Annotated in this window: 16 protein-coding genes and 1 pseudogene; 9 read left to right on the top strand and 8 right to left on the bottom strand. The window is 61.6% G+C overall.

Translation table 11 applies throughout. From position 1 onward, the window contains the following. The first annotated feature begins 329 nt into the window (after nt 1–329). The 8 genes from VNX23_RS03710 (at nt 330) to VNX23_RS03675 (ending at nt 10,955) form a co-directional block, all read left to right on the top strand. Complete coding sequence (locus tag VNX23_RS03710) at nt 330–1,748, top strand: UbiD family decarboxylase (protein WP_325627828.1); 1,419 nt, start codon at nt 330–332, stop codon at nt 1,746–1,748. 37 nt (nt 1,749–1,785) lie between these two features. Continuing rightward, the gene (locus VNX23_RS03705) at nt 1,786–2,628 is read left to right on the top strand and encodes an AraC family transcriptional regulator (RefSeq protein ID WP_325627827.1); all 843 of its coding nucleotides are present in this window, start codon (nt 1,786–1,788) and stop codon (nt 2,626–2,628) included. Between the two features lie 128 nt (nt 2,629–2,756). Next, nucleotides 2,757–5,750 carry a xanthine dehydrogenase family protein molybdopterin-binding subunit gene (locus tag VNX23_RS03700; RefSeq protein ID WP_325627826.1) on the top strand — a complete coding sequence of 998 codons (2,994 nt, stop codon included), beginning with the start codon at nt 2,757–2,759 and terminating at the stop codon, nt 5,748–5,750. Then, nucleotides 5,747–6,559: an FAD binding domain-containing protein gene (locus VNX23_RS03695; RefSeq protein WP_325627825.1), complete on the top strand. Its 813-nt coding sequence runs from the start codon at nt 5,747–5,749 to the stop codon at nt 6,557–6,559. Before VNX23_RS03700 ends, VNX23_RS03695 begins: the two co-directional genes overlap by 4 nt. Beyond that, nucleotides 6,556–7,077, top strand: a complete 522-nt coding sequence (locus tag VNX23_RS03690) for a (2Fe-2S)-binding protein (RefSeq protein WP_325627824.1) — start codon at nt 6,556–6,558, stop codon at nt 7,075–7,077. The genes VNX23_RS03695 and VNX23_RS03690 overlap by 4 nt, the downstream gene beginning before the upstream one ends. Further along, entirely contained in the window at nt 7,070–8,614 is a 1,545-nt protein-coding gene (locus tag VNX23_RS03685) for an AMP-binding protein (protein WP_325627823.1), read from the top strand. Before VNX23_RS03690 ends, VNX23_RS03685 begins: the two co-directional genes overlap by 8 nt. A gap of 18 nt (nt 8,615–8,632) precedes the next feature. Further along, complete coding sequence (locus VNX23_RS03680) at nt 8,633–9,439, top strand: enoyl-CoA hydratase/isomerase family protein (RefSeq protein ID WP_325627822.1); 807 nt, start codon at nt 8,633–8,635, stop codon at nt 9,437–9,439. Nucleotides 9,440–9,644: 205 nt separating this feature from the next. Further along, nucleotides 9,645–10,955, top strand: coding sequence for a divalent metal cation transporter (locus VNX23_RS03675; RefSeq protein WP_325627821.1), 1,311 nt, complete (start codon nt 9,645–9,647; stop codon nt 10,953–10,955). A 138-nt stretch (nt 10,956–11,093) separates the two neighbouring features. Here the strand turns inward: VNX23_RS03675 and VNX23_RS03670 are convergent. Beyond that, nucleotides 11,094–12,033: pseudogene (locus VNX23_RS03670) on the bottom strand (alpha/beta hydrolase). Nucleotides 12,034–12,070: 37 nt separating this feature from the next. Beyond that, a complete protein-coding gene (locus VNX23_RS03665; protein ID WP_325627820.1) occupies nt 12,071–12,589 on the bottom strand; it encodes a DoxX family protein in 519 nt (172 codons plus the stop codon). Between the two features lie 349 nt (nt 12,590–12,938). On the opposite strand from VNX23_RS03665, the gene VNX23_RS03660 reads away from it, so the two are divergent. After that, nucleotides 12,939–14,564: a virginiamycin B lyase family protein gene (locus VNX23_RS03660; RefSeq protein ID WP_325627819.1), complete on the top strand. Its 1,626-nt coding sequence runs from the start codon at nt 12,939–12,941 to the stop codon at nt 14,562–14,564. 103 nt (nt 14,565–14,667) lie between these two features. Here the strand turns inward: VNX23_RS03660 and VNX23_RS03655 are convergent, their stop codons facing one another. The 6 genes from VNX23_RS03655 to VNX23_RS03630 form a co-directional block, all read right to left on the bottom strand. Further along, complete coding sequence (locus VNX23_RS03655; protein WP_325627818.1) at nt 14,668–16,125, bottom strand: arylsulfatase; 1,458 nt, start codon at nt 16,123–16,125, stop codon at nt 14,668–14,670. A gap of 12 nt (nt 16,126–16,137) precedes the next feature. Continuing rightward, a complete protein-coding gene (locus VNX23_RS03650; RefSeq protein ID WP_325627817.1) occupies nt 16,138–17,556 on the bottom strand; it encodes a DUF1254 domain-containing protein in 1,419 nt (472 codons plus the stop codon). 98 nt (nt 17,557–17,654) lie between these two features. Then, nucleotides 17,655–18,263: a DUF1214 domain-containing protein gene (locus VNX23_RS03645; protein ID WP_325627816.1), complete on the bottom strand. Its 609-nt coding sequence runs from the start codon at nt 18,261–18,263 to the stop codon at nt 17,655–17,657. A gap of 13 nt (nt 18,264–18,276) precedes the next feature. Then, on the bottom strand, nt 18,277–19,065 hold the full coding sequence (locus VNX23_RS03640) for a DUF1254 domain-containing protein (RefSeq protein WP_325627815.1): 789 nt from the start codon (nt 19,063–19,065) through the stop codon (nt 18,277–18,279). A 34-nt stretch (nt 19,066–19,099) separates the two neighbouring features. Continuing rightward, nucleotides 19,100–21,463, bottom strand: coding sequence for an arylsulfatase (locus VNX23_RS03635; protein WP_325627814.1), 2,364 nt, complete (start codon nt 21,461–21,463; stop codon nt 19,100–19,102). A gap of 120 nt (nt 21,464–21,583) precedes the next feature. Next, complete coding sequence (locus tag VNX23_RS03630) at nt 21,584–23,965, bottom strand: arylsulfatase (protein ID WP_325627813.1); 2,382 nt, start codon at nt 23,963–23,965, stop codon at nt 21,584–21,586. Nucleotides 23,966–24,237: the final 272 nt, after the last annotated feature.

Raw genomic sequence — 24,237 nt, 5'->3', positions numbered from 1 at the left:
TGACCAAACAGACGTTGGAGGCTTCGATCGCAATAGCACAAACTCAAAGTGCCGTTGAGTTCCGATTGCACCGGCCGCCATTTTTTTACTTCCTGCCCGCCGATTGTGGTTAACTCATCATGCCGCCGATTGAGCACAAAGAACGAAATCATGGACCTTTCGGGAACGTCAGGTTGAAATTCCGCATACCGGTCATCGGCAATTCAGGTTATCCTCCGCGCTGGTTACGGGAACTTCGCCGAACCAATATCGGCGTGTGATGGCCGATCCCGGCTGATCAGCGCCGCCAAGCCGCATCGCGAAACAATCCCGGCGCGACGGAGCAGGCGATGGAAGCAAGACGTGCCAATACGGACACGGGCGGTCAGAACAGCCATCCGGATTTGCGTGGTTGGTTGCAATGGCTGGCCGCCACAGATCGGCTTGCGGTCGCCCGCAAGGGCATCTCGCTGATCGACGAGCTGGCGGCGGTCGCCAAGAAACTGGAAAACGATCGCGCCGTGCTGTTTCCCGCACCCGGTCAGCATTCGATTCCCGTCGTGGCGAACCTGTTTGCGAACCGCGACTGGATCGCCGATTCGCTTCAGGTTCCCACCGCCGAACTGCTCTCGCGATTTCAGCACGCTGTTCGTCACCCGTTGCCGTGGGTCGAGGTGATGGCCGCGCCGGTGCAGGAAGTCGTTCACCGGAAGATCGATCTGCTCGCCCAATTGCCGATCCCCAAACACAACGAACACGACAGCGGGCCTTACATCACCGCAGCGCTTCTGATCGCGCGCAATCCGAAGAGTGGGATTCAGAACGTCTCGATCCACCGCTGTCAGGTCAGCGGTCCCGACCGCATCGGCGTGCTGCTGTTGCCCCGGCACACGCTGCACTATTTCAAAATGGCCGAAGAAAGTGGCGAAGCACTCGAGATTGCGCTTGTGATCGGCGTGCATCCTGCCTGCATTCTGGCTTCGCAAGCGATCGCTGCGCTCGACCAGGACGAAATGGAGATCGCCGGCGCGCTGCTCCGCCGGCCGGTGGAAATGGCGAAATGCCTTACCAATCGGGTACGCGTGCCTGCGCACGCCGAAATCGTCATCGAGGGCCGCATTCTGCCCAAGGTTCGCGAGCCCGAGGGGCCGTTCGGCGAGTTTCCGCAATATTACGGGCCGCGCGCCAATCGTGAAGTGATCCAGGTCGATGCGATCACGCATCGCAAGAATCCAATTTTCCATACCATCGTCGGCGGCGGAACAGAGCATCTTTTGCTTGGCGGCATTCCCCGCGAGGCAACGCTTTTGGACCATCTGCAGCGCAGCTTCCCCTCGGTGCGCGACGTACGCCTCACCCGCGGCGGAACGTGCCGCTATCACCTCGCCGTCAAGATCGAGAAGACGAGCCAGGGTGAGCCGAAGAATATCATCGTGGGCGCGTTCGGCGGCCATTACGACATCAAGCAGGTCGTCGTGGTCGACATGGATGTCGATATCGACGATGAAAGCGAAATCGAATGGGCGGTTGCGACCCGCTTTCAGGCCGATCGCGACCTCGTCATCGTCTCGGGCGCGCAAGGCTCGAAACTTGATCCATCGTCGGATGACGGCATCAGCACGAAAATGGGAATCGACGCGACCAAGCCGCTTGCGACCGAGCCGATGGAATTCAAGCGCATTCACGTCAAGGGCATCGAAAACGTCGATCTCGCTTCTGTGCTCGAGGACGATCCGAAAGCCGCTTTTACGCGAATTATCGCGGGCTAGAACCAGACGGGCGTCGCTGCCACGGAGAATTTTAAGGATGTCGACAGCGCTACGAATTGCCCATGGAGCCTTTGGCCGGGTCGCGCTTCTCGACATGGACTGGTCGCTGGTGCGTCATGCCCATCCGCATTGCCATGTGCTGTTGAAGGTCGAGGGCGCCGATACGCAGTTCGTCGTCGGCGACACGGTCTGTCCGCTCACCAACGACACAGCGGTTCTGGTCAACGGCTGGCAGCCGCATTCATATGTCCACCATCTCGAACGGCCGCGTACCGTCATCCTCGCACTTTACATAGAGCCGGAATGGTTGGTGGCATTTCGGCCGGGCTGGGCCGCAAGCGGCGCACCCGGTTTCTTCAGTGAACCTTCCGGCGCTATTTCGCCGCGCATCCGCACGCTGGCGATGAATCTCGCCGCCGACATGATGGCCCACCCCGAGGCGCGAACCGCCCATGAAGCGATGCTGTCGGATTTGATGATTTCGGTAATCGAGCGATTCACGCCATGGCGAAGCTTTCCGCGCTCGATCAGGGAATTGAACGCGCGCTCTGCCGACTGGCGCATCCGGAAAGTGGCGGCATCGATGCGAACGCATGCCGGACCAGGGGCCGCACTTGAAGTCTTTGCCCGGGAAGCGGGCCTCTCGCGAGCGCATTTTTTCCGATTGTTCGAAGCTTCGATCGGCGTGCCGCCAAAAGTCTTTCTCAACGTCGTACGCATGGAGAAGGCGGTCGACGCCGTGCTGAATCAAACCTCCAACCTCTGCGACATCGGCAGCCGGCTCGGCTTTGCCGAGCCCGCGCATTTCACCCGCTTCTTCCGCAACCACACGGGTGTCAGTCCGCGCGAGTTCCGCAACGTTTCCCGTCTTGCGAGCTGATGCTGCGGCGCACTCGCTCAACAATGAGACGGGATGGTAAGTTTCGAGACCGGCTGACATTGCGGAATACGATTGCCGCCGAATAGCTTTTCCTCGACGCGGGTCGACTGCGCTGGGAGAACTTTTGGATGGCAGAAGCCGCCGGCCAAGCCACGACCAATCGCAAGACCGGATCGCCTTGGGTCGGGCGGTCGATCCCTCGCGTCGAAGATTCGGCACTTTTGACCGGAAACGGGCGCTTCATCGACGACCTCGGCATTCGTCCCGGCACCCTCCACGCTGCGTTCCTGCGTTCGCCGCATGCTCACGCCGATATCGCGTCGATCGATCTGTCATCGGCGAAGCAGGCGCCGGGCGTGGTCGCGATCCTTGTGGGCGAAGACGTCAAGGCGCTGACGTCCAGCCTCGTGGTCGGGGTCAAGGCGCCGGTCGAGTGCTGGCCGATCGCGATTGGGCGCGTGCGCTATGTCGGGGAGCCCGTTGCCATTGTCGTTGCAAGCGATCGCTACCTCGCCGAAGACGCCGTCGATCTCATCGATGTGGGCTACGAGGTGAAGCCAGCCGTAGTCGATCCGGTTCACGCGTTGGCGCCTGGCGCGCCCGTCCTGCACGACGGCTTCCCGGGCAATGTCGCCAGCGACCGGACCTTTCGCTACGGCGAGCCGGAGCAGGCGTTTGCGAGCGCGCCGCATCGCATCAGCATCGACGTTCGCTATCCGCGCAACTCCTGCACGCCGATCGAAACCTATGGCGTGGTCGCCGAGTATGAGCCGGGCGAAGACGCTTACGACGTGCTGGCCAATTTTCAGGGGCCGTTCAGCATCCATGCGGTGCTGTCGCGGGCGCTGAAGGTTCCGGGCAACCGGCTGCGGCTGCGCACGCCACCGGATTCCGGTGGCAGTTTTGGCGTCAAGCAAGGCGTTTTTCCCTATATCGTTCTGGTCGCGGCGGCGGCGCGGGCCGCAGGTCGACCGGTGAAATGGATCGAGGATCGGCTCGAACATCTGACCGCATCGGTTTCCGCCACGAACCGGGCCATCACGCTTGCCGCGGCGGTCGATCATGATGGCCGCATCCTCGCGCTCGACTGGGACCAGGTCGAGGATTGCGGCGCGCATCTGCGCGCGCCGGAGCCGGCGACGCTCTACCGGATGCACGGCAACCTGAACGGCGCCTACGACATCCACCATCTCAAGGTCCGCAACCGCGTCGTCGTCACCAACAAGACGCCGACGGGATTGAATCGTGGATTTGGTGGCCCGCAGGTATATTTTGCGCTGGAGCGGCTGGTTCAGCGCATTTCGGTCGAACTTGGCCTTGATCCGCTCGACGTCATCACGCGCAATCTCGTTCCCGCAGACGCCTTTCCATACCGGACTGCGAGCGGCGCATTACTCGATTCCGGAAATTACCAGGAAGCGATCCGCCGCGGAGCTGCCGAAGGCCGGCTAGCCGAGCTCAAATCCCGGCGCGACGCGGCACGCGCGCAGGGAAAACTTTATGGCATCGGCTACACCGCCGTGGTCGAGCCCAGCGTTTCCAACATGGGTTACATCACGACCGTGCTCACGCCCGCCGAGCGCCGCAAGGCCGGCCCCAAGAACGGCGCGCAGGCGACCGCGACGATCGCGATCGATCCGGTCGGCAGCGTCATGATTCACGTCGCCTCGGTGCCGCAGGGGCAGGGCCACCGCACCGTTCTTTCGCAGGTCGTGGCAGATGTGCTTGGCCTCAAGCCCGCCGATATCAGGGTCAATACCGAAATAGATACCGCCAAGGACGCCTGGTCGATCGCCTCTGGCAACTATGCCAGTCGGTTTGCGCCGGCGGTCGCGGGCACTGCGAGGCTTGCCGCCGAGCGCATCGCGGAGCGCCTGGCGCGGGTCGCCGCCAGCCAGTTGAACACCGAGATCGAGGACATTGCGTTCGCCGGCGGACAAGTTGGATCGAAGCGCAACCCCGACAACAGACTTTCATTTTCCCGCGTGGCCGGATTGAGCCACTGGTCGCCGGCTGCACTGCCAGACGGCATTGGGCAGACCATCCGGGAGACGGTGTTTTGGACCCCGCCGGAACTGACCGCCCCGGACGAAGAGGATCACATCAACTCCTCGCTCTGCCACGGCTTCATCTTCGATTTTTGCGGCGTCGAGGTCGACCGCGCGACCCTGCAGACGCGGATCGACCGCTACGTCACTTCGCACGACTGCGGAACCATCTTGCATCCCGCCATGGTCGACGGGCAAATCCGCGGCGGCTTTGCGCAAGCCCTCGGCGCCGCGCTTTACGAGGAATATGCCTATGACCGCGACGGCAGTTTTCTGACCGGAACATTTGCCGACTACCTGCTGCCGACCACGGCGGAGGTGCCTGACCCCGTCATCGTCCACATGCAGACGCCTTCGCCCTTCACGCCGCTCGGCGCAAAGGGCGTTGGCGAAGGCAATTGCATGTCGACGCCGGTCTGTATCGCAAACGCCGTCGCCGATGCGCTTGGCGCAAAGGACCTCGAATTGCCGCTGGTGCCGGCGAAACTCGCGCAACTCGTGCGCGGTGCCGAACCTGCGCCGCCCGCGAGCCGGGCTGCAGACAGAGATCAAAAGCGCTCTCGAGGTCTGCGCGGTCAAGGCGAGGCGATTGTTGACGCGCCGGCCGAGCAGGTCTGGAACATGCTGCTCGACCCCGCGACGCTGAAGGCGGTGATCCCGGGTTGTCACGCCGCTCAAAAAATCTCGGACACCCATTTCCGCGCCGACGTCACGCTCGGCATCGGCCCGGTCAAGGGACGATATCGTGCGGATGTAAAACTTTCCGATCTCGATCCGCCGCATGCGGTGACGCTCGCCGGATCGGCCGATGGCGCGCTCGGGTTCGGCAGCGGCGAGGGACGCATCACCCTTGGCGCAATCGAGAACGGCGGCAGCGTGATCCGCTATGAGTACGAGGCAGCCATCGGCGGCAGGGTCGCAAGCATCGGAGGCCGGCTCCTCGATGGCGCCGCGCGTGTCATCATCGGGCAATTTTTTGCAAGCCTGGCGCGCCAGGCAGGCGGCGGCGCTTCAGATCAGACCAAGGCTTCCCTTGTCGTTAGGTTGCGTCGTTGGTTCGGAGGACGCCGATGAAGCCGGCTGTCTTCGATTACGTCCGCGCCGAACATCTCGACGAAGCGCTCGAGGTGCTGGCGAATGAAGGAAGCGACGCGCGCATCATCGCCGGCGGGCAGTCCTTGATGCCCATGCTCAACATGCGCCTGGCAAAGCCGAAAACGCTGATCGACATCATGCGTGTTTCCGAGCTCGCGCGGATCGAACGCAAGGCTGGCACGATGACGATCGGGGCGGCGGTGCGCCAGGCCGCATTGCTGGATTGGCCCGGGCTCGACGAGAGTTTGTCCCTCGCCGCTCTGGCTCTCCCCTGGACCGGCCATGTTCAGACCAGGAGCAGGGGCACGGTGTGCGGCTCGATCGCGCATGCCGATCCGAGTGCCGAATTGCCGCTGGTCTTGTGCGCGCTCGACGGGGAAGTGCACTTGCGCAGCGCCCGGCGCCGGCGGCGCGTTGCAGCAAGGGATTTTTTCACCGGGATGATGGCGACGAACCGTGCCGATGACGAACTGATCGAAGCGGTGTCGTTTGCCGCGGACCAAAAGCGCTGCGCGTTTCGCGAGGTCGCGCGCCGTCACGGCGATTTCGCCATCGTGGCCTGCGCCGCGGTAGCGAAAGATGACGGCGTTCGCCTCGCCGTCGGCGGCGTCGCCGACATGCCGGTGGCGCTAAATTTGCCGCGGCTCGAAGCAAGCGCGCTCGACGATGCCCTGAATGCCTTTGCCTATGATCTAGACGCGCGCGACGACATTCATGCCACGGCGAGATACCGGCGCGACCTCGTGCGGATGATCGGCCGCGATCTGGTGCGGGAGGTACTTCAATGAGCCGATGGCAGGCAAACCGGCGGCACGCCGTTCGCTTCAATCTCAACGGCAAGCCATGTGCCGGCGAAGCCGAGCCCCGCATGCTGTTGACGGATTTTTTGCGCCATCAGATCGGCATGACCGGCACCCATGTCGGATGCGAGCACGGCGTCTGCGGCGCATGCACCGTCGATATTGACGGCAATCCGGCGCGAGCCTGCCTCACGCTCGCGATGCAGGTAGATGGCAGCAACGTGCGAACGGTTGAAAGCCTTGCGCCAACGGCAGACCGTCACGGGATTCTGCAGGCGGCATTCAAGCGCAATCACGCGCTCCAGTGCGGGTTTTGCACGGCCGGCATTTTGATGTCGCTCGATGGATTCCTGCGGAAATATCCGCATGCCGACGAACAAGCCATCCGCAATCTGCTGACCGGGCACCTGTGCCGCTGTACGGGTTACACGCCGATCGTGCGCGCGGCGCTCGAAGCGGCTGCCGAAACGAGGGATGCGTTGAGCAGGGAGAAATCCGATGCTTGATCTTGGAACGAGCTTCGTTGCGAGCGTGGCGCGTGATCCCGACGTGCTTGCAATCGTTGATGACGGTCTTCGCCTGACCTACGCGCAATGGTACAGGCGTATCTCGTCGCTCATCGCCTCCTTCGATCGGATCGGCCTGAAGCCGGGCGATCATATCGTCACGGTGCTGCAGAATTGCGAGCCGGCCGCGACACTGCACTGGGCCTGTCAGCTCGCCGGTATCGTGATCACGCCGATCAACTGGCGCGCCAACGACGATGAACTCGACTTCTGCATCGCGAATTCCGAAGCCTGCGCGGTCGTGTATCAGGACGTGTCGGCGGAAGCCGTCAAAGAGTCAAGGCACGCGGCGTCCTTGCCGCGAATTTGCGTGGGCGATGAGCGATCCGGTGAATTCTCCTTCGAGCAACTGGTGGCGGGGTCGGCGACGGACGTGGCGCCGCGCGTCAGCGCCGAAGCCTGGTCGATCATGCTCTATACATCAGGAACCACGTCGCGGCCGAAGGGCGTGCCGCGACGTCATCGTGCCGAGCGCGCCGCCGCAATCGCCCATGTCGCGCAAAATCTCTATCGGCGAGGCGAACGCACCCTCGGTGTGATGCCGCTTTACCATACCATGGGTGTCCGCTCGCTGATCGCGATGTCGATCGTTGGCGGCACTTTCGTTTGCCTGCCGCGCTACGATACGAAAAAGGCGCTCGCGCTGATCGCGGCTGAAAAGATCAGCAATCTCTACCTGGTACCGACGCTCTACCACGAACTGGTCCATGCGAGCGAATTTGCCTCGACCGACGTTTCGAGTGTGCGAAAGCTGGGATTTGCCGGTGCGCCGATGACGGACGGACTGCTGAAGAAACTCGATGCGGCGTTTCAGCCGGACCTATTCGTCAATCACTACGGCAGCTCGGAGATCTACACCTTCACCATCGATCAGAACGCGCCTGCGAAGCCGGGCTCCGCCGGCAAGGCCGGGATCAACCAGGAAATCCGGGTGGTGAAGCTGAACGCCAGCTCGGCGTCGGATCTCGCAAGTCCAGACGAGGAGGGCGAGATCATTGCCTTGCTTGCTGGCGATGAGTCATTCGAAGGTTATTGGCGCCGGCCGGACGCGGACGCCAGGGCGCTTCGGGAGGGCTGGTATTTCACCGGCGACACTGGATACGTCGATCGCGATGGCGACCTGTTCGTGACCGGCCGCGTCGATGACATGATCATTACCGGCGGCGAGAACGTCTCGCCGGTCGAGATCGAAAGTTGCCTTTCGCTGCATCCTTCCGTGCTTGAGGTCGCGGTCGTTGGTCTGCCCGACGAGAAATGGGGAAAAATCGTCGCTGCCTTTGTCAAGCGCAAGGGGCCGGTGGGCGAGCAGGAACTCGAGCAGTTCTGCCGGACATCGGGATTAGCCAATTTCAAGCGGCCTCGTCGCTTCATCTTCGTGGATTCCTTGCCGAAATCCCCGGTCGGAAAATTGCTGCGCCGAATGCTTGTGGCGGGCGATTACCAGCTTGAACGCGCGCCGCCCTCAAGCGCCGCCTGACACAGAAAGGGAATAACCATGCCATCTCCTTACGCTTTTGCGGATTCGCGGCTTACCGGGCTCGACGGCTTTCAGGTCGAAATCGACGTGGCGCGCGAGCGCGCCGACATCATTCTCAACCGGCCACCTCTCAATGTCGTCTCAATGCCGCAGCGCGATCAATTGCGGCTGGTGTTCGAGGCGCTCGATGAAGATGGGCGCGTGCGCGTCATCGTGGTGCGCTCGATCGGCGAGCACTTTTCCAGCGGGGGCAATATCGGCGGCTTCATGGAAGCAACGCCCGAGAAGGTCTCCCAGCTTGCCTGGAACATTGCATCTCCGACGCGCTGTTCGAAGCCGGTGATCGTCGCCAACCGCGGTTATTGTTTCGGGGTCGGTTTTGAGTTCTCGCTTGCCTGCGATTTCCGGATTGCGTCCGAGACCACGCTTTATGCGCTGCCGGAACAAAAGCTCGGCCAGATTCCCGGTTCGGGCGGCTCCGCACGGCTGCAGAAGATGATCGGAATCACCCGCACCAAGGACATTGTGATGCGCTCGAAGCGGATCACCGCAAGACAGGCGTTCGACTGGGGCATCGTCACCGAATGCGTGGCCGATGGCGAACTCGAGAATGCGACCGACAGGCTCGTGGACGAGCTTCGCACCTTTGCGCCGCTCGCCCAGCGGACGGCGAAAAAGCTTTTGAACGATACCGAAGATTCAACGCTTGCGATCGCGATCGAACTCGAAGGCCACTGCTACAGCCGGCTGCGCCAGTCGGAAGATTTCAGGGAAGGAGTTGAGGCGTTCAACGCGAAGCGCCCGCCGAAATTCATCGGGCGCTGAAACAGGAAATTATTGGGGGTGAGACGGGCCCAACATTCCCGACGATCATGATCGCGGAAAAGATCGGCGCCAGTCCTGTTGTCATGATTGCTAGAACCAAAATACATGTGAATGCGTTATCGAATCCTGAGGAAGCGGATGGACGGTAACCGGGCCAGTCCGCGAAGATACATGTCTATAGTAAGGAGATGCGAGATGAGGCGCCGTGCAGCCGTCTAAGCAGCACAAGAAGTCCTTTCGCGCGAGGTCGCTTGCGGACCTCTGGCGCCGCGTCAAGAAACATCCTCTGGCAAAGATCGGTCCGGGCCTCATCACCGGCGCCGCCGATGACGATCCCAGCGGCATTGCGACCTACTCCCAGGCGGGGGCCCAATTCGGCCTCGACATGCTCTGGACCATGCCATTGGCCTACCCGCTGATGTCCGCGATCCAGTCCCTGTGTGCGCAAATCGGGCGGGTCACCGGCAAGGGGCTCGCGGCCAACATCAAGGCGGCGTTTCATCCGATCGTGCTCAAGGCCGTGGTGCTTCTGTTGCTGTTGGCCAACACGCTGAATATTGCAGCCGACGTTTCGGCGATGGGAGAGGTCGCCGAACTCGTCAGCGGCCTCGACCGGCACGCGATGACCGCTTTCTTCGTGGTCTTGACGCTGCTGCTTCAGATTTTCGTGCCGTATCACAAATATGTATTCCTGCTGAAGTGGTTGACGCTTTCGCTTCTCGCCTATGCCGCCGTCCTGTTCACCGTGCACGTACCCTGGAGCGAGGTGGCGTTGAGGACGGTGTGGCCGAGGCTGAAGCTCGATTTCGACACCGCGGCGGTGGTTGTTGGTGTCTTCGGCACGACGATCAGTCCATATCTCTTCTTCTGGCAGGCGTCGGAAGAAGTGGAAGACATGCACGCCAAGCGCGCCGGTGCCCTGCTGCGAAACGCCGCTGCCGCGCCGGCGGAACTCCGGCGTATCAAGTGGGACACCTGGAGCGGAATGCTTTATTCCGATGTCACGGCGTATTTCATCATCCTTGCGACGGCCGTCACGCTCCATGTATCGGGGGTCACCGATATCCAGACCGCGGCCCAGGCGGCGGGCGCGCTGCGGCCGGTGGCCGGCGATTTTGCGTTTCTCCTTTTTGCCATCGGAATAATCGGCGTCGGCCTGATCGGTGTGCCGGTGCTCGCCGGCTCTGCCGCCTATGCGGTGGCCGAAGCGATGGGCTGGCAATCGGGCCTTGAACGAAAGGCCGGCGCGGCGCGCGGATTCTATGCCGTGATCGCGGTCAGCGTGCTGGCCGGCCTTTTCATCCAGTATTCGCCGATCGGTCCGATGAAGATGCTGTTCTGGAGCGCCGTGATCAACGGCATCGTGGCGGTGCCGCTGCTGGTCGTGATCATTCTGCTTGCCTCCAGCAAGTCCGTGATGGGAGCATTCACGGCAAGTCGGCCGATCTTGGCCCTCGGCTGGATCGGGGCGGCGATCATGGGTCTTGCCGCCGTGCTGATGTTCATTCCCGGCTAGGCCGCCGCGCGCGGAACTTTCGGGCGCGTGATCAGGGCTTGACGAGTTTGAGGCGCGGGAGCGCCACCCGAGCGTTGCCGGCAAGAAAGCAGAGCCAGTTGCGGAAGAAGGGTCTTCTCCGGGAGCTATCCATGCCGGTCAGTCGCCGAGCGCGCGCCTGACCTGCTCGCCGATCTGGTGAAGGGCCAATCTTCCTTGCAGAAGGAGGGCGCCGATTGCATGGAAATTGTGAATCATGCCTTCGTGGCAGACGTGATCGACCGCAACGCCCGCCGCAATCAGCTTGGCGGCATAGGCATTGCCTTCGTCGCGCATCGGATCGAATTCGGCCGTATGTATGATGGCCGGCGGAAGGCCTGCAAACCTTGTGGCGCGCAACGGCGAGATTTGCGGATCGGCGAGGTCTGCATCTCCCTGCAGATAGTCTTCGAGGTCGGCCTGCAACGTGATGCGGTCGGGCAAATGCTCCTCAGCGAATTCCTGGCGGGATGGTGATTCATCCTCGAAATCGAGTACCGGGCAGATCAGGCATTGCGCCGATATTGCAGGTCCGGCGTTCCGCAAGCATTCCTGGCAGACCACGGCGGCAAGCGTGGCGCCGGTGGAATCCCCGCCAACCACAAGCCGCGCCGCATCGATGCCGAGCGAGGCGGCCTCGCCCGAGATCCATCGAGTCGCCGCCATCGCGTCCTCGATCGCGGCCGGGAACTTGTGCTCGGGCGCCAGGCGGTAGTCTATAGAGACAAGCCGGCAGCCCGTCGTCTGCGCCAGCGCCGCGGCAATAAGGTCATGGGTCTCGATACTGCCGGCAACCATGCCGCCGCCATGGAAAAAGATGAAGCCAGGCAAGGGTTCGCCCGTGGCATCCGCGGGCGCATAGAGGCGGTAACGAATGGCGCCCGCCGGACCCGGCAATGCGCCGTCGATTCCGCTCACGGCCGTTACGTCGGCGCGGGCAAACTGCATCAGTTTGGCGAACGCCTGGCGGCGGGCTTCAGCGCTCGGCCGCGATCGATCGCGCGGCGCTTCGGCGGCCATCATGGCAAGAAAAGCGCCTTGCCAGGGGGTCAAGGGGCATATCGGCTCCGCTATCGGAAGACGGGCGCGACTGTGGGCTACCAGGTATGAGTGGAACGCGCTCGCGGCAAATCCCGCAAGGAAATCCTTAGGGATTTCCGAGATACCAGCGCGAAGGCGCCGCTGCCGGCGAGAACGAGGGCGGCCTGCGCGCACAGCCAGAACAACGGATATTCCCAGCCGCCGCCCGGGTTCGAGTAGCCCCAGCCGACCGGCCATTTGATCCAGACGACAACCCCCAAGAAAATCAGCAAGAACGCCGCCCATTGCCTGGTGTACCAGCCAAGCAGGATGGCGATGCCGCCGATCACCTCGACGCTGAAAGTCGGCCAGGCGAGCAGGGGAGGGATGCCGTTTTTCGCCAGCAGCGCTTCATGCGTGTGCATGCCGCGATAGATCTTCAGGAATGCATGGGCAATCCAGTCGATCCCGATCGCGACGCGCAAAAGCGCCAATCCATAGGGTGCCCAGGCTGAGTCCACGGTTGGGTTGCTGAAGAATGCGGCGAGAACGCCGGGCATGTTGGCACGGTTATCCCCCGCTTGGTCGATGCTCATCTGTTCCTTCCCTGTTTTTTCAAGCCAGCCAAGGCGTGATTGCGAAAACGTACCATAGGGATCGGCCGATCACCTAGTGCGGTGGTCGTGACATTGCTTCCGCATTACCGCGAGTCCTCGAGGTGAACGTCAAAAGAACCAAAACCGCACCAGAATCCATATTTTCTGGTGTTCCTTTGATTCTGAAATTCGTAAGCCAACCGCCGCGATGTGATCCGAATGTCAAAGCCGGGACACTGGTTTTCCGCAGTCCTGCCCTCTACACTCCGCCGCAAATAACAATAGGCAAAATCAGGGAGAGCCGTTCATGCCGCGCCTTTGTGTTGTTGCGAGCGCAAGTTGTCTCGTCATGGCCACGTGGCTTGGGAGCACTGCCCCGTCGGCGGCGCAGGGATCGGTTGTGCTCGCCGGCAAAGTCACCGTCGGGCAGGAGGCGCTCGAGGGCGTCCTGGTCAGCGCCCGGAAGAGCGACTCCAGCATCACCGTCACGGTCGTGAGCGGCAAGGATGGCAGCTACAGTTTCCCGGCAGGCCGGCTCGAGCCGGGCCAGTATTCCCTGCGCATCCGGGCGATTGGCTACGATCTCGATGGTCCCGATCGGGTCATGGTCGCGTCGGACAAGGCAACGATGGCCGGCCTCGCATTGCGCCCGGCAAAAGATATCGCCTCGCAACTGACCAACGCCGAGTGGCTCGCAAGCATGCCGGGCAGCGATGCCGAGAAGGGACAAATGCTCAATTGCGTCGGCTGCCACACGCTGGCACGCCCGCTTAATTCGAAATACAGCGCCGAGGAATTCCTGACCATCGTTCTGCCGCGCATGCAGGGCTATGTGAACCAGAGCATCCCGGCGCACCCGCAATTGCGCCATGCCGAGCGTCTGATGGAAGAACGCGGCGATCAGCGTGTGCAGGTCTATCGAGGCGCGGCCGAATACCTCGCCAGCGTCAATCTCTCTTCCCGCCCGAGCTGGAATTTCGAATTCAAAACCCTGCCGCGCCCGACCGGGGCGGCGACGCGAGTGATCTATACCGAATACGATCTGCCGCGCGAGACGATCGAGCCGCACGACGTCATTGTCGACGGCCGCGGCATGGTCTGGTTCTCCTCGTTCGGCGAGCAGAATCTCGGCCGGCTGGATCCAAAAACCGGTGACGTCATCGAATTCGCGATTCCGGAGCACAAGCCGGGCTTCCCGACCGGGTTGCTTGGCCTGCGCGCCGACGGCGAAGGCAATCTGTGGTTCGGCAACATGTATCAGGCCACGATCGCCAGATTTGATCCAAGGACCGTAACATTCAGGTTCTGGCCGCTGCAGGGTGAAGAGAACAGCGACGCGGCCCAGATCAACATGGCCAGCCCGCAAAGTTCGCACGTCGACGGCAAGGTATGGGCGCAGAACAACGGCTTTGCCGGGGTTCATCGGCTCGATATCGCCACGGGGAGAATCGAAACGTTCCTGCCGTTCAAGGGCGTGAGCGGACCGCACAATGTCTATGACGTCGTTCCGGATTCGAAAAACAATGTCTATTTCACCGATTTCCGCCAGCGTCATATCGGGCGGATCGACGCCAAAACCGGAGAGATCAGGCTTTACGAAACGCCGACGGCCAATTCGGCGCCGCGACGCGGCAGCATGGACGCACAGGACCGGCTGTGGTTCGGTGAATATCGCGCCGACCGCATCGGCATGTTCGACACCAGGACCGGGCAGTTCCGGGAATGGCTGGTCGAACCGAAATGGTCGGCGCCTTACGACGTCACCACCGACAAGAACGGCGAAGCCTGGACCGGCTCGATGTTGACCGATCGAGTCACCAGACTCAATCCTGCAACCGGCGAGGCGATCAATTATCTCCTGCCGCGCAGCACCAACATCAGGCGTGTATTCGTCGACAATTCCACGACGCCGGTCACCTTCTGGGTCGGCAGCAACCACGGCGCCTCGATCGTGAAGGTCGAGCCGCTGGAATAGCGGAGCGAAAGTGCGAACTGGTTCGCCTAAGGAAAACGCGTCAAACAAGGGGCTAGAGCTTCGGTTCCGATTCAATCAGAACCCATCATGCTCTGGAAACGCGTCAGTGCGGCGGCGTGTACGGGTCCGGCGTGCCCATGGCGATCAACGGATACTTCTTCACGCTGGCCTCGAATTCACCCACCATCTTCAGCACAGGACCGAACACCCAGCTATCGGTAATCACCTTGTCCTGATCCTCGCGCGGGTTGGTATAGAGATTGAACAGCAGCGGTATCGCGAGCTTGATCGGCGGCGAGACCATCGTCTCCTGTTGGTAGAAATGCACCTTGAAATTTTTCCATTTCACAGCCTGAAGGCGATCCGCGCACCAGATCAGGATTCCCTCACGCGCCGATTTATCGGTTCTGCCGAGGAAGAAATCCGACTGATCGACACCATCGATGGGGCGATCCTTCGGCACCGCCGCGCCGGTGATACCAGCCAGTGTCGGGAAAAGATCGACGGCGTGAACAATCTCGTCGCTCACGCGACCGGCCGGCACCTTGCCCGGCCAGCGGATCATGAAGGGAACGCGGATGCCGCCTTCCCATGCTGTGAAGTACTGGCCGCGCCACGGCCCCGCCCAACCGTCCCACGGCTTGATGAATTCCGGCCCGTTGTCGCTCGCAAAGATCACGACGGTGTTGTCGCGGATACCGAGCCGGTCCACGGCATCCAGCATCTGGCCGACGTTGTGATCCATCTCGGCCAGCATGTCGGCCCAGTCGCCGTTTCCGGTCTTTCCCGCAAATGCCGGATTCGGCAACGTCGGCAAGTGCGGCTGCGTAAGGGTCGCATAGGCGAAGAAGGGTCTCCGTGCCTGCGACTGGCGTTCCATGAACGCGATTGAACGCCGGGTGATCTCGGCGTCGATCAGGCGGCGCTGCTCGAGGTCGTACACCTTGACGTCGCGGCTCGCTTCGCCCTTGCGGCCCTCCATGATCTGTTCCGGCGGCATGATGCTTGGCGAATAACCAGGCGAGCCGGGCCACAACGCCTCATCCGTGGTGCGCGGAATGCCGTACCACTCGTCAAAACCCTGGTCGTTCGGCAAGCGGCCATTCTGGCTGCCGAGATGCCATTTTCCGTTGAGCGCCGTCGCGTAACCGGCGGCCGACAGCGACTCGGCCATCGTTACTTCCCACTGTGTCAGACCGTCCGCGACACCGCCAAACGGCACTGAATGGGTGCCCGAGCGGATCGCATAGCGCCCGGTCAGGATGGCGGACCGGCTCGGGGTGCACTGCGCCTCCATGTTCATGTTGGTGAGGCGCAGGCCCTCGGTTGCAAGTTTGTCGATGCGCGGCGTCGGCGCACCGCGCGTCGCGCCGCCACCGTAGATGCCCAATTCGCCGTAGCCGAGGTTGTCGACGAGGATGAACAGGATGCTTGGCTTCTGGGCCGGCGGCGTCTGGGCCTGCGCGCTGGCGCCAACCACGGATGCTAAGGCAAACGTCGTAATGCCGAGCAAGATACTGCGGCGATTGAGGATGCGGTCACACGAAGTATTCCGCGGCATCTCACTCTCCAATTACACCTGTTCGAAATCCGGCAACGGCCAGGACCGATCGAAGTAGGCTTCGGTCGGCTGGTAGAACCGGAAATACGCAAACCAGTTTTTGCCGGGAACGGTTGGAATCCAGTTCTTCTCGAAGCCGGCTGGCGCCGTGGGCCCGCAACAGATATCCACCGAACCGTCCTCGTTCTTGCGCAGGTCCATGCGTGACGAGCGGTCGGCGGTTTTCTGCTCGTTCAGGATCAGTGCACGCGTACCGACATCATAGACCGTAACCGACCAGAACAGCTTGATCGGCGGATTGGGCGGAACGCGCAGGCGATACGACCTGCCGCCATCCAACCACTGCCCGGCCCTGTCCTTGTAGGCGCTGAGATAAGCCGATGAAGGTCCGGGCCGCTTAGGCGCCATCGCCGCGCCCGCACCCACGGCCTCGTAGAACCAGGAGGCGCGCTCGTCGAGCAAATTCCAAAATGTGTCGGGATCGTCGGCGTCCAGTTGCAGCGCGAAGTCCCAGTGCGCATCGGACCGATACCTGCCGCCCGCGAAACGCCGATCCGCGGAGTTGGCTTTTGCCATGGCCTCTCCAATCAACGCGGCGTCGGTCAGAATTTTCGTTTGCCGTGCATCCGGCTTGAATGGCTTGCCCTTTTCCAGGCCGAGCGGCCGCAACATCGCATGGAAAAAGATATCGTGCGGCTCGACCGGTTCGCGCTGGATCACGTCATCGAGCCGCTCCCAATACTCCATTCCGCGCGGCGGCAGGCCACTCCATGCCTTTGTGCCGACGTCGAGAATCTCCGTCTTCGGCGCATTGTCGCGTTGCGCGTAGGGATACATCTGCAATTGCGCCAGTGCCTCCTTCGCTTGCTCGCGATCTGCATCGGTCAGTCGCGCACCGAGAAAAATGTTGAAGGTCGGGGACTGGCGTACGGTATAGCCGGCGACGTTGTCGGGCACCTTCTGCCCGGGAGCCAGCAGGAGGTACGTGCCCGGGGATTCGGTGCCCGGAATAGTTCGTTGCCAGGCGTCACTGATCCCACCTTGCACGCCACGCGGCGGGATCACCATGACCAACGGCCCGGCGGAGAGATCGGCGAACCCGAGATAGTACGGCGTCGTGGCATTGGCGGTCAGGATGCCGCGCCTCGCCTCAAGCGACAGGATGGCGACGATCTGTCCGTTCCTGGCGCCGAGTCCTTTCGTAATGCCGCGCTGCCACGACGTAAACGAGACCGCCGGAAGAGACCAGAGATAGGCCTGGCAGCCGCGTTGAAAATCGCGCTCGTCGTAAAGCTTCTCGATCGCCGCGTCGCTCGGATAGCCGTTGGCGAAGTCGTGGGTGAAGTCGAGCGTGCCGATGCGCGTCTCGATCTTTTGCAATGAGTCCGGCCCGGTCGATTTCACTTCCTGAGCTTGGCTGGGGTTTGTCATGCCGGCGATAGAAAGTGCTCCAAGGGCAGCAGGGGCTGCGCTCGCCAACAACGATATCGTTTCTCGACGATTCGGGCTCATCGCATCTTTCTCCTCGCTCACCGGGCCGCAATCCGTTCGATGTCCGGCAGCGCCCACGTTTTGTCGAATACCGATTTTTCTGGTCCGTAGAAGCGGAACAGAACCTCGAATTGCCCATTCGCATCGGTCGGCACCCAATTCGATTCCTTGCCGGCCGAAGCCCGCGGCCCGAACCAGATCTCGACCGAGCCGTCCGCGTTCGCTCGCAACCCCGGACTCTGCGATGAACGTCCCGACCGGGGCATTTCGCGAATGAGGGCATGGGTCGCGCGGTCATAGACCGTCGCCGACCAGTATTGCCGGACCGGTGCATTCGCCGGGATGGTCAGGCGATAGGTGTTAGCACCAGTAAAGCTCTGCCCGTCCTTGTCCTTGATCGTCATCAGATAGAACTGGCCGGTGCCCGACCGCTTCGGACTGAAGAACGCCATGGTGTAGGCGACGCCGCGGCTGTCGACGGGATAACTGTCTGGATCGGCAAATTGAGTCTGAAGACCCTTGATAAGCTCGGGCGAGAGTGGAATCGCCCATCGGTGCCCGTCGTAGTAGGGCGTGAAGGTAGTTTCGTATCTCAGATCGAGCCACGCATGGGCTTCGGCTGCCGCCGCATTCAAAATGTTCTTCATCCTTTCATCGGGACTAAACGGTTTGCCCTTCTCGATGCCCCTTCAATTGATCGATCATGGCCTTGTCGCGGGTAAGCCAAGGCTCCCGCTGCACGAAGCGATCGAGCGATTGGAAAAAGCGGAGGTCGTAGGGGATCGTGGAATCGTAGACGGCGCCGATAGCGTCGATGAATACGGTCTCGGGCGGATTGGCGGCCTGGCTCAGCGGATAAATCCTGATCCGTTTGCCGTAGGCGACGGCTGTCTTGACGTCGGCGTCGCTGCCGCTCTTCAGAATCGAACGGAGCAAGGCGTAGCCCTGGTAGTTGCCGCACGGCAGGACGATATAGCCATCGGGCGTGTTTGCTTGATAGCCCGGCGGCGTTATCAGATATTTGCCGCCCGAGCCCTTGTCCGCGCCAGCCGGGCCGACGTCCTCCAATGCGGCCTGCCAGGGGTCCATAATGCTGCCATTGATGACGCCATCGTCGGCCGGCGGAATCTCGATCACAATCGGACCGTCTTTGGTGTTGAAGAAGGCCACGAAGTAGATGACGTCGGGGTTGGGTGTCAGCGTCTGGTTTCGCCAGTCGAGCAGACCGGACCAGTAGACGATCTGGTTCGGCTTGCCGCCGAGCCTGAGCATTGCCTGATACATCAGATCGGTGTTGACCGCGGGCATGCCCCAGATGACAGCCTCGACCGCACGCCGTTCGATGGCGCGGCGCTTGATATCGTCCGCCGAGGGCGTCTGAGCTTGCGCTTGCGTGCCGAGACCGGCGGCAGCGATCCACAGCATAGCAAGGAGCACTTTCGATTTCATAGTGACTCCAGCCCCGTCTTCTCCTAGTGGGCGACTACTGCCGTTGCGGCGTCGCGTCGAACTGAATCTTTTCGATCGTACCCGTGAACGGGAAGGCTCCCTTCGATTTGTAGTCCGGGCTGACCGGCGAGATGGAATCTCGTCCGATCTCGAAGGGCTCGATGCCCTGTCTGACCATCGCCGAGCCGACGGAGCCCTCCCCAGCCAGCGCTCCGTTGACAAACAGCCTTATCGGCGCCCCATTGTTGAGCGTGCCGCCCGGCTTGAGCCCCTTGGAGGCATACTCCAGCTTGACGACGACCTTGCCTTTGCGAAGCGGGGCCTGCGCTTGCACCGTATTATGCTCGAAGTCGGCGAGGCTGTAGTGATAGGTGAGCTTCCCATCCTTGACGTACAGGCTCCATCCGCCGTTGAGGCCGCCAGCGGCTACGATCACTCCCTCGACACCCTTGTCCGGGACGAGCAGATCGGCGGTGATCGTGTGCGAGTTCGGATAAATCACAGGGCCGATCTGCTCGGGCAAGCGAACGTTGTTTCCGTAGTAAGTCCAGCTTGTCTGCAACTCGCCTGCGGTTCGATTCCGAGGATCGATTCGCTCGGCGAAGCGTGGATCGAGCGGGAAGACGTCATACTTCTTCGCCTCCTCCACGAAGAGCGCCTGTAGTTGTTTGAGCTTCTCCGGATTCTTGGCGGCGAGGTCGTCGGCCTCGCTGAAGTCGTTCTCGATGTTGTATAGTTCCCACGGCGCATCGAGGAAGTTGCCTTCGCGTCCAAGCGTGGTCCACGGCACACCGAAGCGGCTGCATGCGATCCAGCCGTCGTTGTAGATCGCGCGGTTGACGAACATTTCGAAGTATTGCGTCGTCCTTCTGCTTTTTGCCTTTGCGTCCTCAAACGAGTACATCATGCTCGTGCCCTCTATCGGCTTTTGAGCGAAACCGTTGACGACGCTCGGCGCTGAGACGTGCGTCGCTTCCAGGATCGTCGGCACGATGTCGATGATGTGGTGGAACTGGGGGCGCAGTTCTCCCTTCGCCTTGATGCCATTGGGCCAGTGGATCACCAACGGATTGCGCGTGCCGCCGAAATGGCTGGCGACCTGTTTGGTCCATTGCAGCGGCGACGCCATCGCCCACGCCCAACCCACGGGAACGTGGGGTTCGGACTCCGGATCGCCGATTTGGTCGATCCGATTGACGATGGCGGATAATCCGGGATTGTACCCGACCAGGCTCGCCACCTCGCTGAACGTTCCTTCCAGGCCACCCTCGGCGCTCGGTCCATTGTCTCCGACGATGTAGAAAATGAGGGTGTTGTCGAGTTCTCCGGCCTTCTGGATCGCGTCGATGATCCGGCCAATCTGATCGTCGGCATAGGCCAGATAAGCGGCATAGTTCTCCATCAATCGGGTGTAGACGCGCTTGGCATCCGCGGACTGGTCGTCCCACGCGGGGATTTCCTTCGGTCGCGGAGTCAATTTCGTGTCCGCCGGGATAACCCCGAGGACCTTTTGTCTTGCGAACGTAGTCTCGCGCTGCTTGTCCCAGCCGTAATCGAACTTGCCTCTGAACCTTTCACGCCATTCTCTGGGCGCGTGGTGTGGGGCGTGGGCTGCTGGCGATGAGTAATAGACAAACCAAGGCTTGGATTTATCGGCTGCCCTTGTGTTTCCGATCCACGCGATGGTCTCGTCCGTCATGTCCGGAATGAAATGATAGCCTTGCTCCGGCAAACTCGGCTGCGGGACCGATGTGGTGTTGCGGTAGAGCACGGGATACCACTGGCTGGTCTCGCCTTGGTTGAAGCCATAGAAATAGTCGAACCCCTGGCCGGTGGGCCAATGGTTGAACGGGCCGGCCGGGCTGATCTCCATCTCTGGCGTGTTGTGCGCCTTGCCGAACATCGCGGTGGCGTAGCCGTTGGCCCGCAGGATTTCAGGCACCATCGCTGCACTCTGCGGAATGACCCCTGTGTAACCCGGAAATCCGGTGCCAAGCTCGATGATGACGCCTGTGCCCACCGAGTGATGGTTTCGGCCGGTCAGCAAGGCGGCGCGCGTCGGCGAGCAGAGCGCGGTGGTGTGGAATGTGTTGTACATCAGCCCGTTCTTGGCCAACCGGTCGAGGGTCGGCGTCGGGACCGGTCCGCCGAACGTGGTTGTATGCCCGAAGCCCACGTCGTCGAGCAGGATGACAAGTACGTTTGGCGCGCCCTGTGGGGCCTTGAGCGCCGGTGGGTAGCTCGGGGTCGAATCCGCCAGCGTTTCCCCGATCTTGCCCTTAAACTCCGGGTCGGGTCTCGGGATCGAAAGCGGCGATTGAGCCTGCGCGCATGTCGCAAACATAACGGTCGTCAAGAGTGCCGCAGCCGCGGCCCTTGTTACGATTGCGGGCGTCATGATGGACTTTTTTCGGTTACTCGGCGTTGTGGCCGAGGCAACGTTTGAGTTCGGTTTCATGACCTACTTCCTTGCGATGGTTTTCCTTCCTTCAGGTATCGAGAGCACGCGTGGACAGCGTCACTTCAGTTCAACGGTTACCCTTCCAAGCTTTCCCGCGAATTTGAATGGCGGTGCGTAGCTGAAGTCGACGGGCGAGCCGGTGTCCTCGCCGATGTCCTGGCCCTCATACAGCGAGTATTTGAACGGTGTCGTCTTTTCGACGCGGCCTTCGCCGAGCTTCTTTCCGTTGGCAAACAAAGTAATCGTGCCGCCCTTGGCCACGCCGCCGCCATCATATTTGAAATCCATCGCCAGCGTGACCTTGCCGGTCGGCACCGGTTCGGTGGAGACAACGCGATAGCGTTCGAGCGCGACGTGGCTGTGCAGGCCTACGAGTTTTCCCTGCTGGATGTAAAAACCCCAGCCGCCGGTGAAGCCGCCCTGGGTGAAGATCATGCCGTCCGCGCCGCCCGCCGGGATATCGGCCTCCGCGGTGATGGTGAAGGACTTGTTCTTCAGGTCAGGAGAGGATGCTTCAGGCAAAGCCGCCAGCGGCGTCTCGTAAACGAAAATCTTGCGGCCGGCGGCAAGGCTCGGCTTGCCGGTCAGCTCGACCGACATACGCTCGGGACCGCGCCAGTCGAGCGGCAGGACGTTGTTGCGCGCCGCTTCCGCCCACCACAGGTCTTGCAAGGCCCGCAATTTTTCCGGATTTTTCATGGCGAGGTCGTCTCCTTGCGAGAAATCCTCGTCGATGTTGTAAAGCTCCCACTTTGCCTTATCGATATCGAAGCCGGTGCGGACCGGTTGCCACGGTACGAAGGAGAGCGACGAGGCCATCCAGCCGTTCTGGTACATGCCGCGGTTGACGCCCATCTCGAAGATCTGCGACTTGCGGCGGTCGGCCGCCTTGGCGTCTGAAAAGGTGTAGGCGAGGCTTGCACCATCCAATGGCTTCTGCGGAATGCCGTTGAGCACGTCTGGCGCCTGCACCCCGGCCACTTCGAGCAGCGTCGGCATGATGTCGATCACGTGGTGAAACTGGCTGCGGAGCCCGCCCTTGTCGGTGATCTTTGCCGGCCAGGATACGATCATCGGATTGCGCGTGCCGCCGAAGTGGGAGGCGACCTGCTTGGTCCACTGGAAGGGTGTGTTCATTGCCCAGGCCCAGGCGGATGGAAAGTGATTGAAGTGTTTCGGGCCGCCGAGTTCGTCGATAACCCTGAGATTGTCCTGCCATGTCTCAACGATGCTGTTGAAAAAGGCGTTCTCGTTGGTCGAGCCTTCCGGGCCGCCTTCCGCCGAGGAACCGTTGTCGCCGATGATGTAGAAGATCAGCGTGTTGTCGGCGTCCGGTAGCTTTGCCACGGCTTCGAGCACGCGCCCCATCTCGTTCTCGACATGGGCGCCGTAGCCGGCGAAGATTTCCATCATCCGGGCGTAAAGGCGCTTTTGGTCGGCGTTGAGCGAGTCCCAGGCCGGGAGGCCGGCGGGGCGCGGCGTAAGCTTGGCCGTCGCTGGTATAACGCCGAGCTGCTTCTGACGCTCGTATGTCACTTCGCGGTATCGGTCCCAACCCATGTCAAACTGACCCTTGAACCTGTCGATCCACTCCTTCGGTGCATGATGCGGGGAGTGGGTGGCGGCCGGCGCGACGTAGAGGAAAAACGGCCGATCAGGGTCGATAACCTTTTCCTTCTGCATCCAGGCGATCGCATGGTCGGCGATATCGGTGGAGAGGTGATAATTGGGATCGCTCGACCGCTGCACGCGGTTGCGGTTCTCGTAAAGGATCGGCTCGTACTGGCTGGTGTCGCCTGCATTGAAGCCATAGAAATAGTCAAACCCAAGTCCGTTGGCCCAGCGGTCGAAGGGACCAATCTCGCTGGTTTCCCAAACGGGGGTATTGTGGTTCTTGCCGATCCATGCCGTGGCGTAGCCATTCTGGCGCAGGATCTCGGCTATCGTTCCGGTACTTTTCGGAATGATGCCGGTGTAACCGTCATAACCCGTTGCCGCTTCGGTGATGCTGCCATTCCCGCTCATGTGGTGATTGCGGCCGGTGATTAGGGCCGCGCGCGTCGGCGAGCAGAGCGCGGTGGTGTGGAAGCGGTTGTAGCGCAGGCCTTGTGCTGCGAGCTTCTCCATGTTCGGCGACGGCACGCCGCCACCGAACACGCTGAACTGTCCGAAGCCGACATCGTCGAGCAGGATCAGAACAATGTTGGGCGCGCCTCTCGGCGGGCGCACGATCTGCGGGAAGGTGGCGGGATCGGAGTCCTGGTAGGTGCGGCCGACCTCGCCCTTGAAGTGGAAATCGGGTCGCGGAAGGGAGAGCGAGGCGGCAGGCGCCGTTGTGGTTGGATTCTGCGCCGAGGCTGCTTGCGAAAGCGTCGCGATGACGACGGTCGCCAACACTGTCGCAAAGCCGGAAATAAAACGCGTACTCTTGATCGACATTGCCTTTACCTCCCAAAAAGGTAGCGGCGCATTCCACCGTTTCTTCAGGTTTCCGGCCTCAATGGCCCCCGCATGATATCGGTCAGCACCTCTTACCTGTGCATTAGCTCGGCGGAGCAAAGGTCCTGCGCTTGATTCCAAAGGTCAGCCGGGAGCTGCACGCAAATCTGAGTCGGATTTGGTCCGCATCTTGTTCAAAATTGTTCACTCGAAATGAAAGTGCTCGCGCAGCGTAGGCGAGACCGCCACGCAGCAGCCGTGATTTCCAAATA

The organism is Bradyrhizobium sp., assembly GCF_035570375.1.
GTDB lineage: Bacteria > Pseudomonadota > Alphaproteobacteria > Rhizobiales > Xanthobacteraceae > Bradyrhizobium.
The sequence above is the reverse complement of the archived record's forward strand: the minus strand, read 5'-3'. Positions and strand labels throughout refer to the sequence as shown.

Bases quoted from the DNA above. Each gene is read 5' to 3' on its own strand.
- VNX23_RS03710 (WP_325627828.1), top strand. From the start codon at position 330: ATGGAAGCAAGACGTGCCAATACGGACACGGGCGGTCAGAACAGCCAT.
- VNX23_RS03705 (WP_325627827.1), top strand. From the start codon at position 1,786: ATGTCGACAGCGCTACGAATTGCCCATGGAGCCTTTGGCCGGGTCGCG.
- VNX23_RS03700 (WP_325627826.1), top strand. From the start codon at position 2,757: ATGGCAGAAGCCGCCGGCCAAGCCACGACCAATCGCAAGACCGGATCG.
- VNX23_RS03695 (WP_325627825.1), top strand. From the start codon at position 5,747: ATGAAGCCGGCTGTCTTCGATTACGTCCGCGCCGAACATCTCGACGAA.
- VNX23_RS03690 (WP_325627824.1), top strand. From the start codon at position 6,556: ATGAGCCGATGGCAGGCAAACCGGCGGCACGCCGTTCGCTTCAATCTC.
- VNX23_RS03685 (WP_325627823.1), top strand. From the start codon at position 7,070: ATGCTTGATCTTGGAACGAGCTTCGTTGCGAGCGTGGCGCGTGATCCC.
- VNX23_RS03680 (WP_325627822.1), top strand. From the start codon at position 8,633: ATGCCATCTCCTTACGCTTTTGCGGATTCGCGGCTTACCGGGCTCGAC.
- VNX23_RS03665 (WP_325627820.1), bottom strand. From the start codon at position 12,589: ATGAGCATCGACCAAGCGGGGGATAACCGTGCCAACATGCCCGGCGTT.
- VNX23_RS03660 (WP_325627819.1), top strand. From the start codon at position 12,939: ATGGCCACGTGGCTTGGGAGCACTGCCCCGTCGGCGGCGCAGGGATCG.
- VNX23_RS03655 (WP_325627818.1), bottom strand. From the start codon at position 16,125: ATGCCGCGGAATACTTCGTGTGACCGCATCCTCAATCGCCGCAGTATC.
- VNX23_RS03650 (WP_325627817.1), bottom strand. From the start codon at position 17,556: ATGACAAACCCCAGCCAAGCTCAGGAAGTGAAATCGACCGGGCCGGAC.
- VNX23_RS03645 (WP_325627816.1), bottom strand. From the start codon at position 18,263: ATGAAGAACATTTTGAATGCGGCGGCAGCCGAAGCCCATGCGTGGCTC.
- VNX23_RS03640 (WP_325627815.1), bottom strand. From the start codon at position 19,065: ATGAAATCGAAAGTGCTCCTTGCTATGCTGTGGATCGCTGCCGCCGGT.
- VNX23_RS03635 (WP_325627814.1), bottom strand. From the start codon at position 21,463: ATGACGCCCGCAATCGTAACAAGGGCCGCGGCTGCGGCACTCTTGACG.
- VNX23_RS03630 (WP_325627813.1), bottom strand. From the start codon at position 23,965: ATGTCGATCAAGAGTACGCGTTTTATTTCCGGCTTTGCGACAGTGTTG.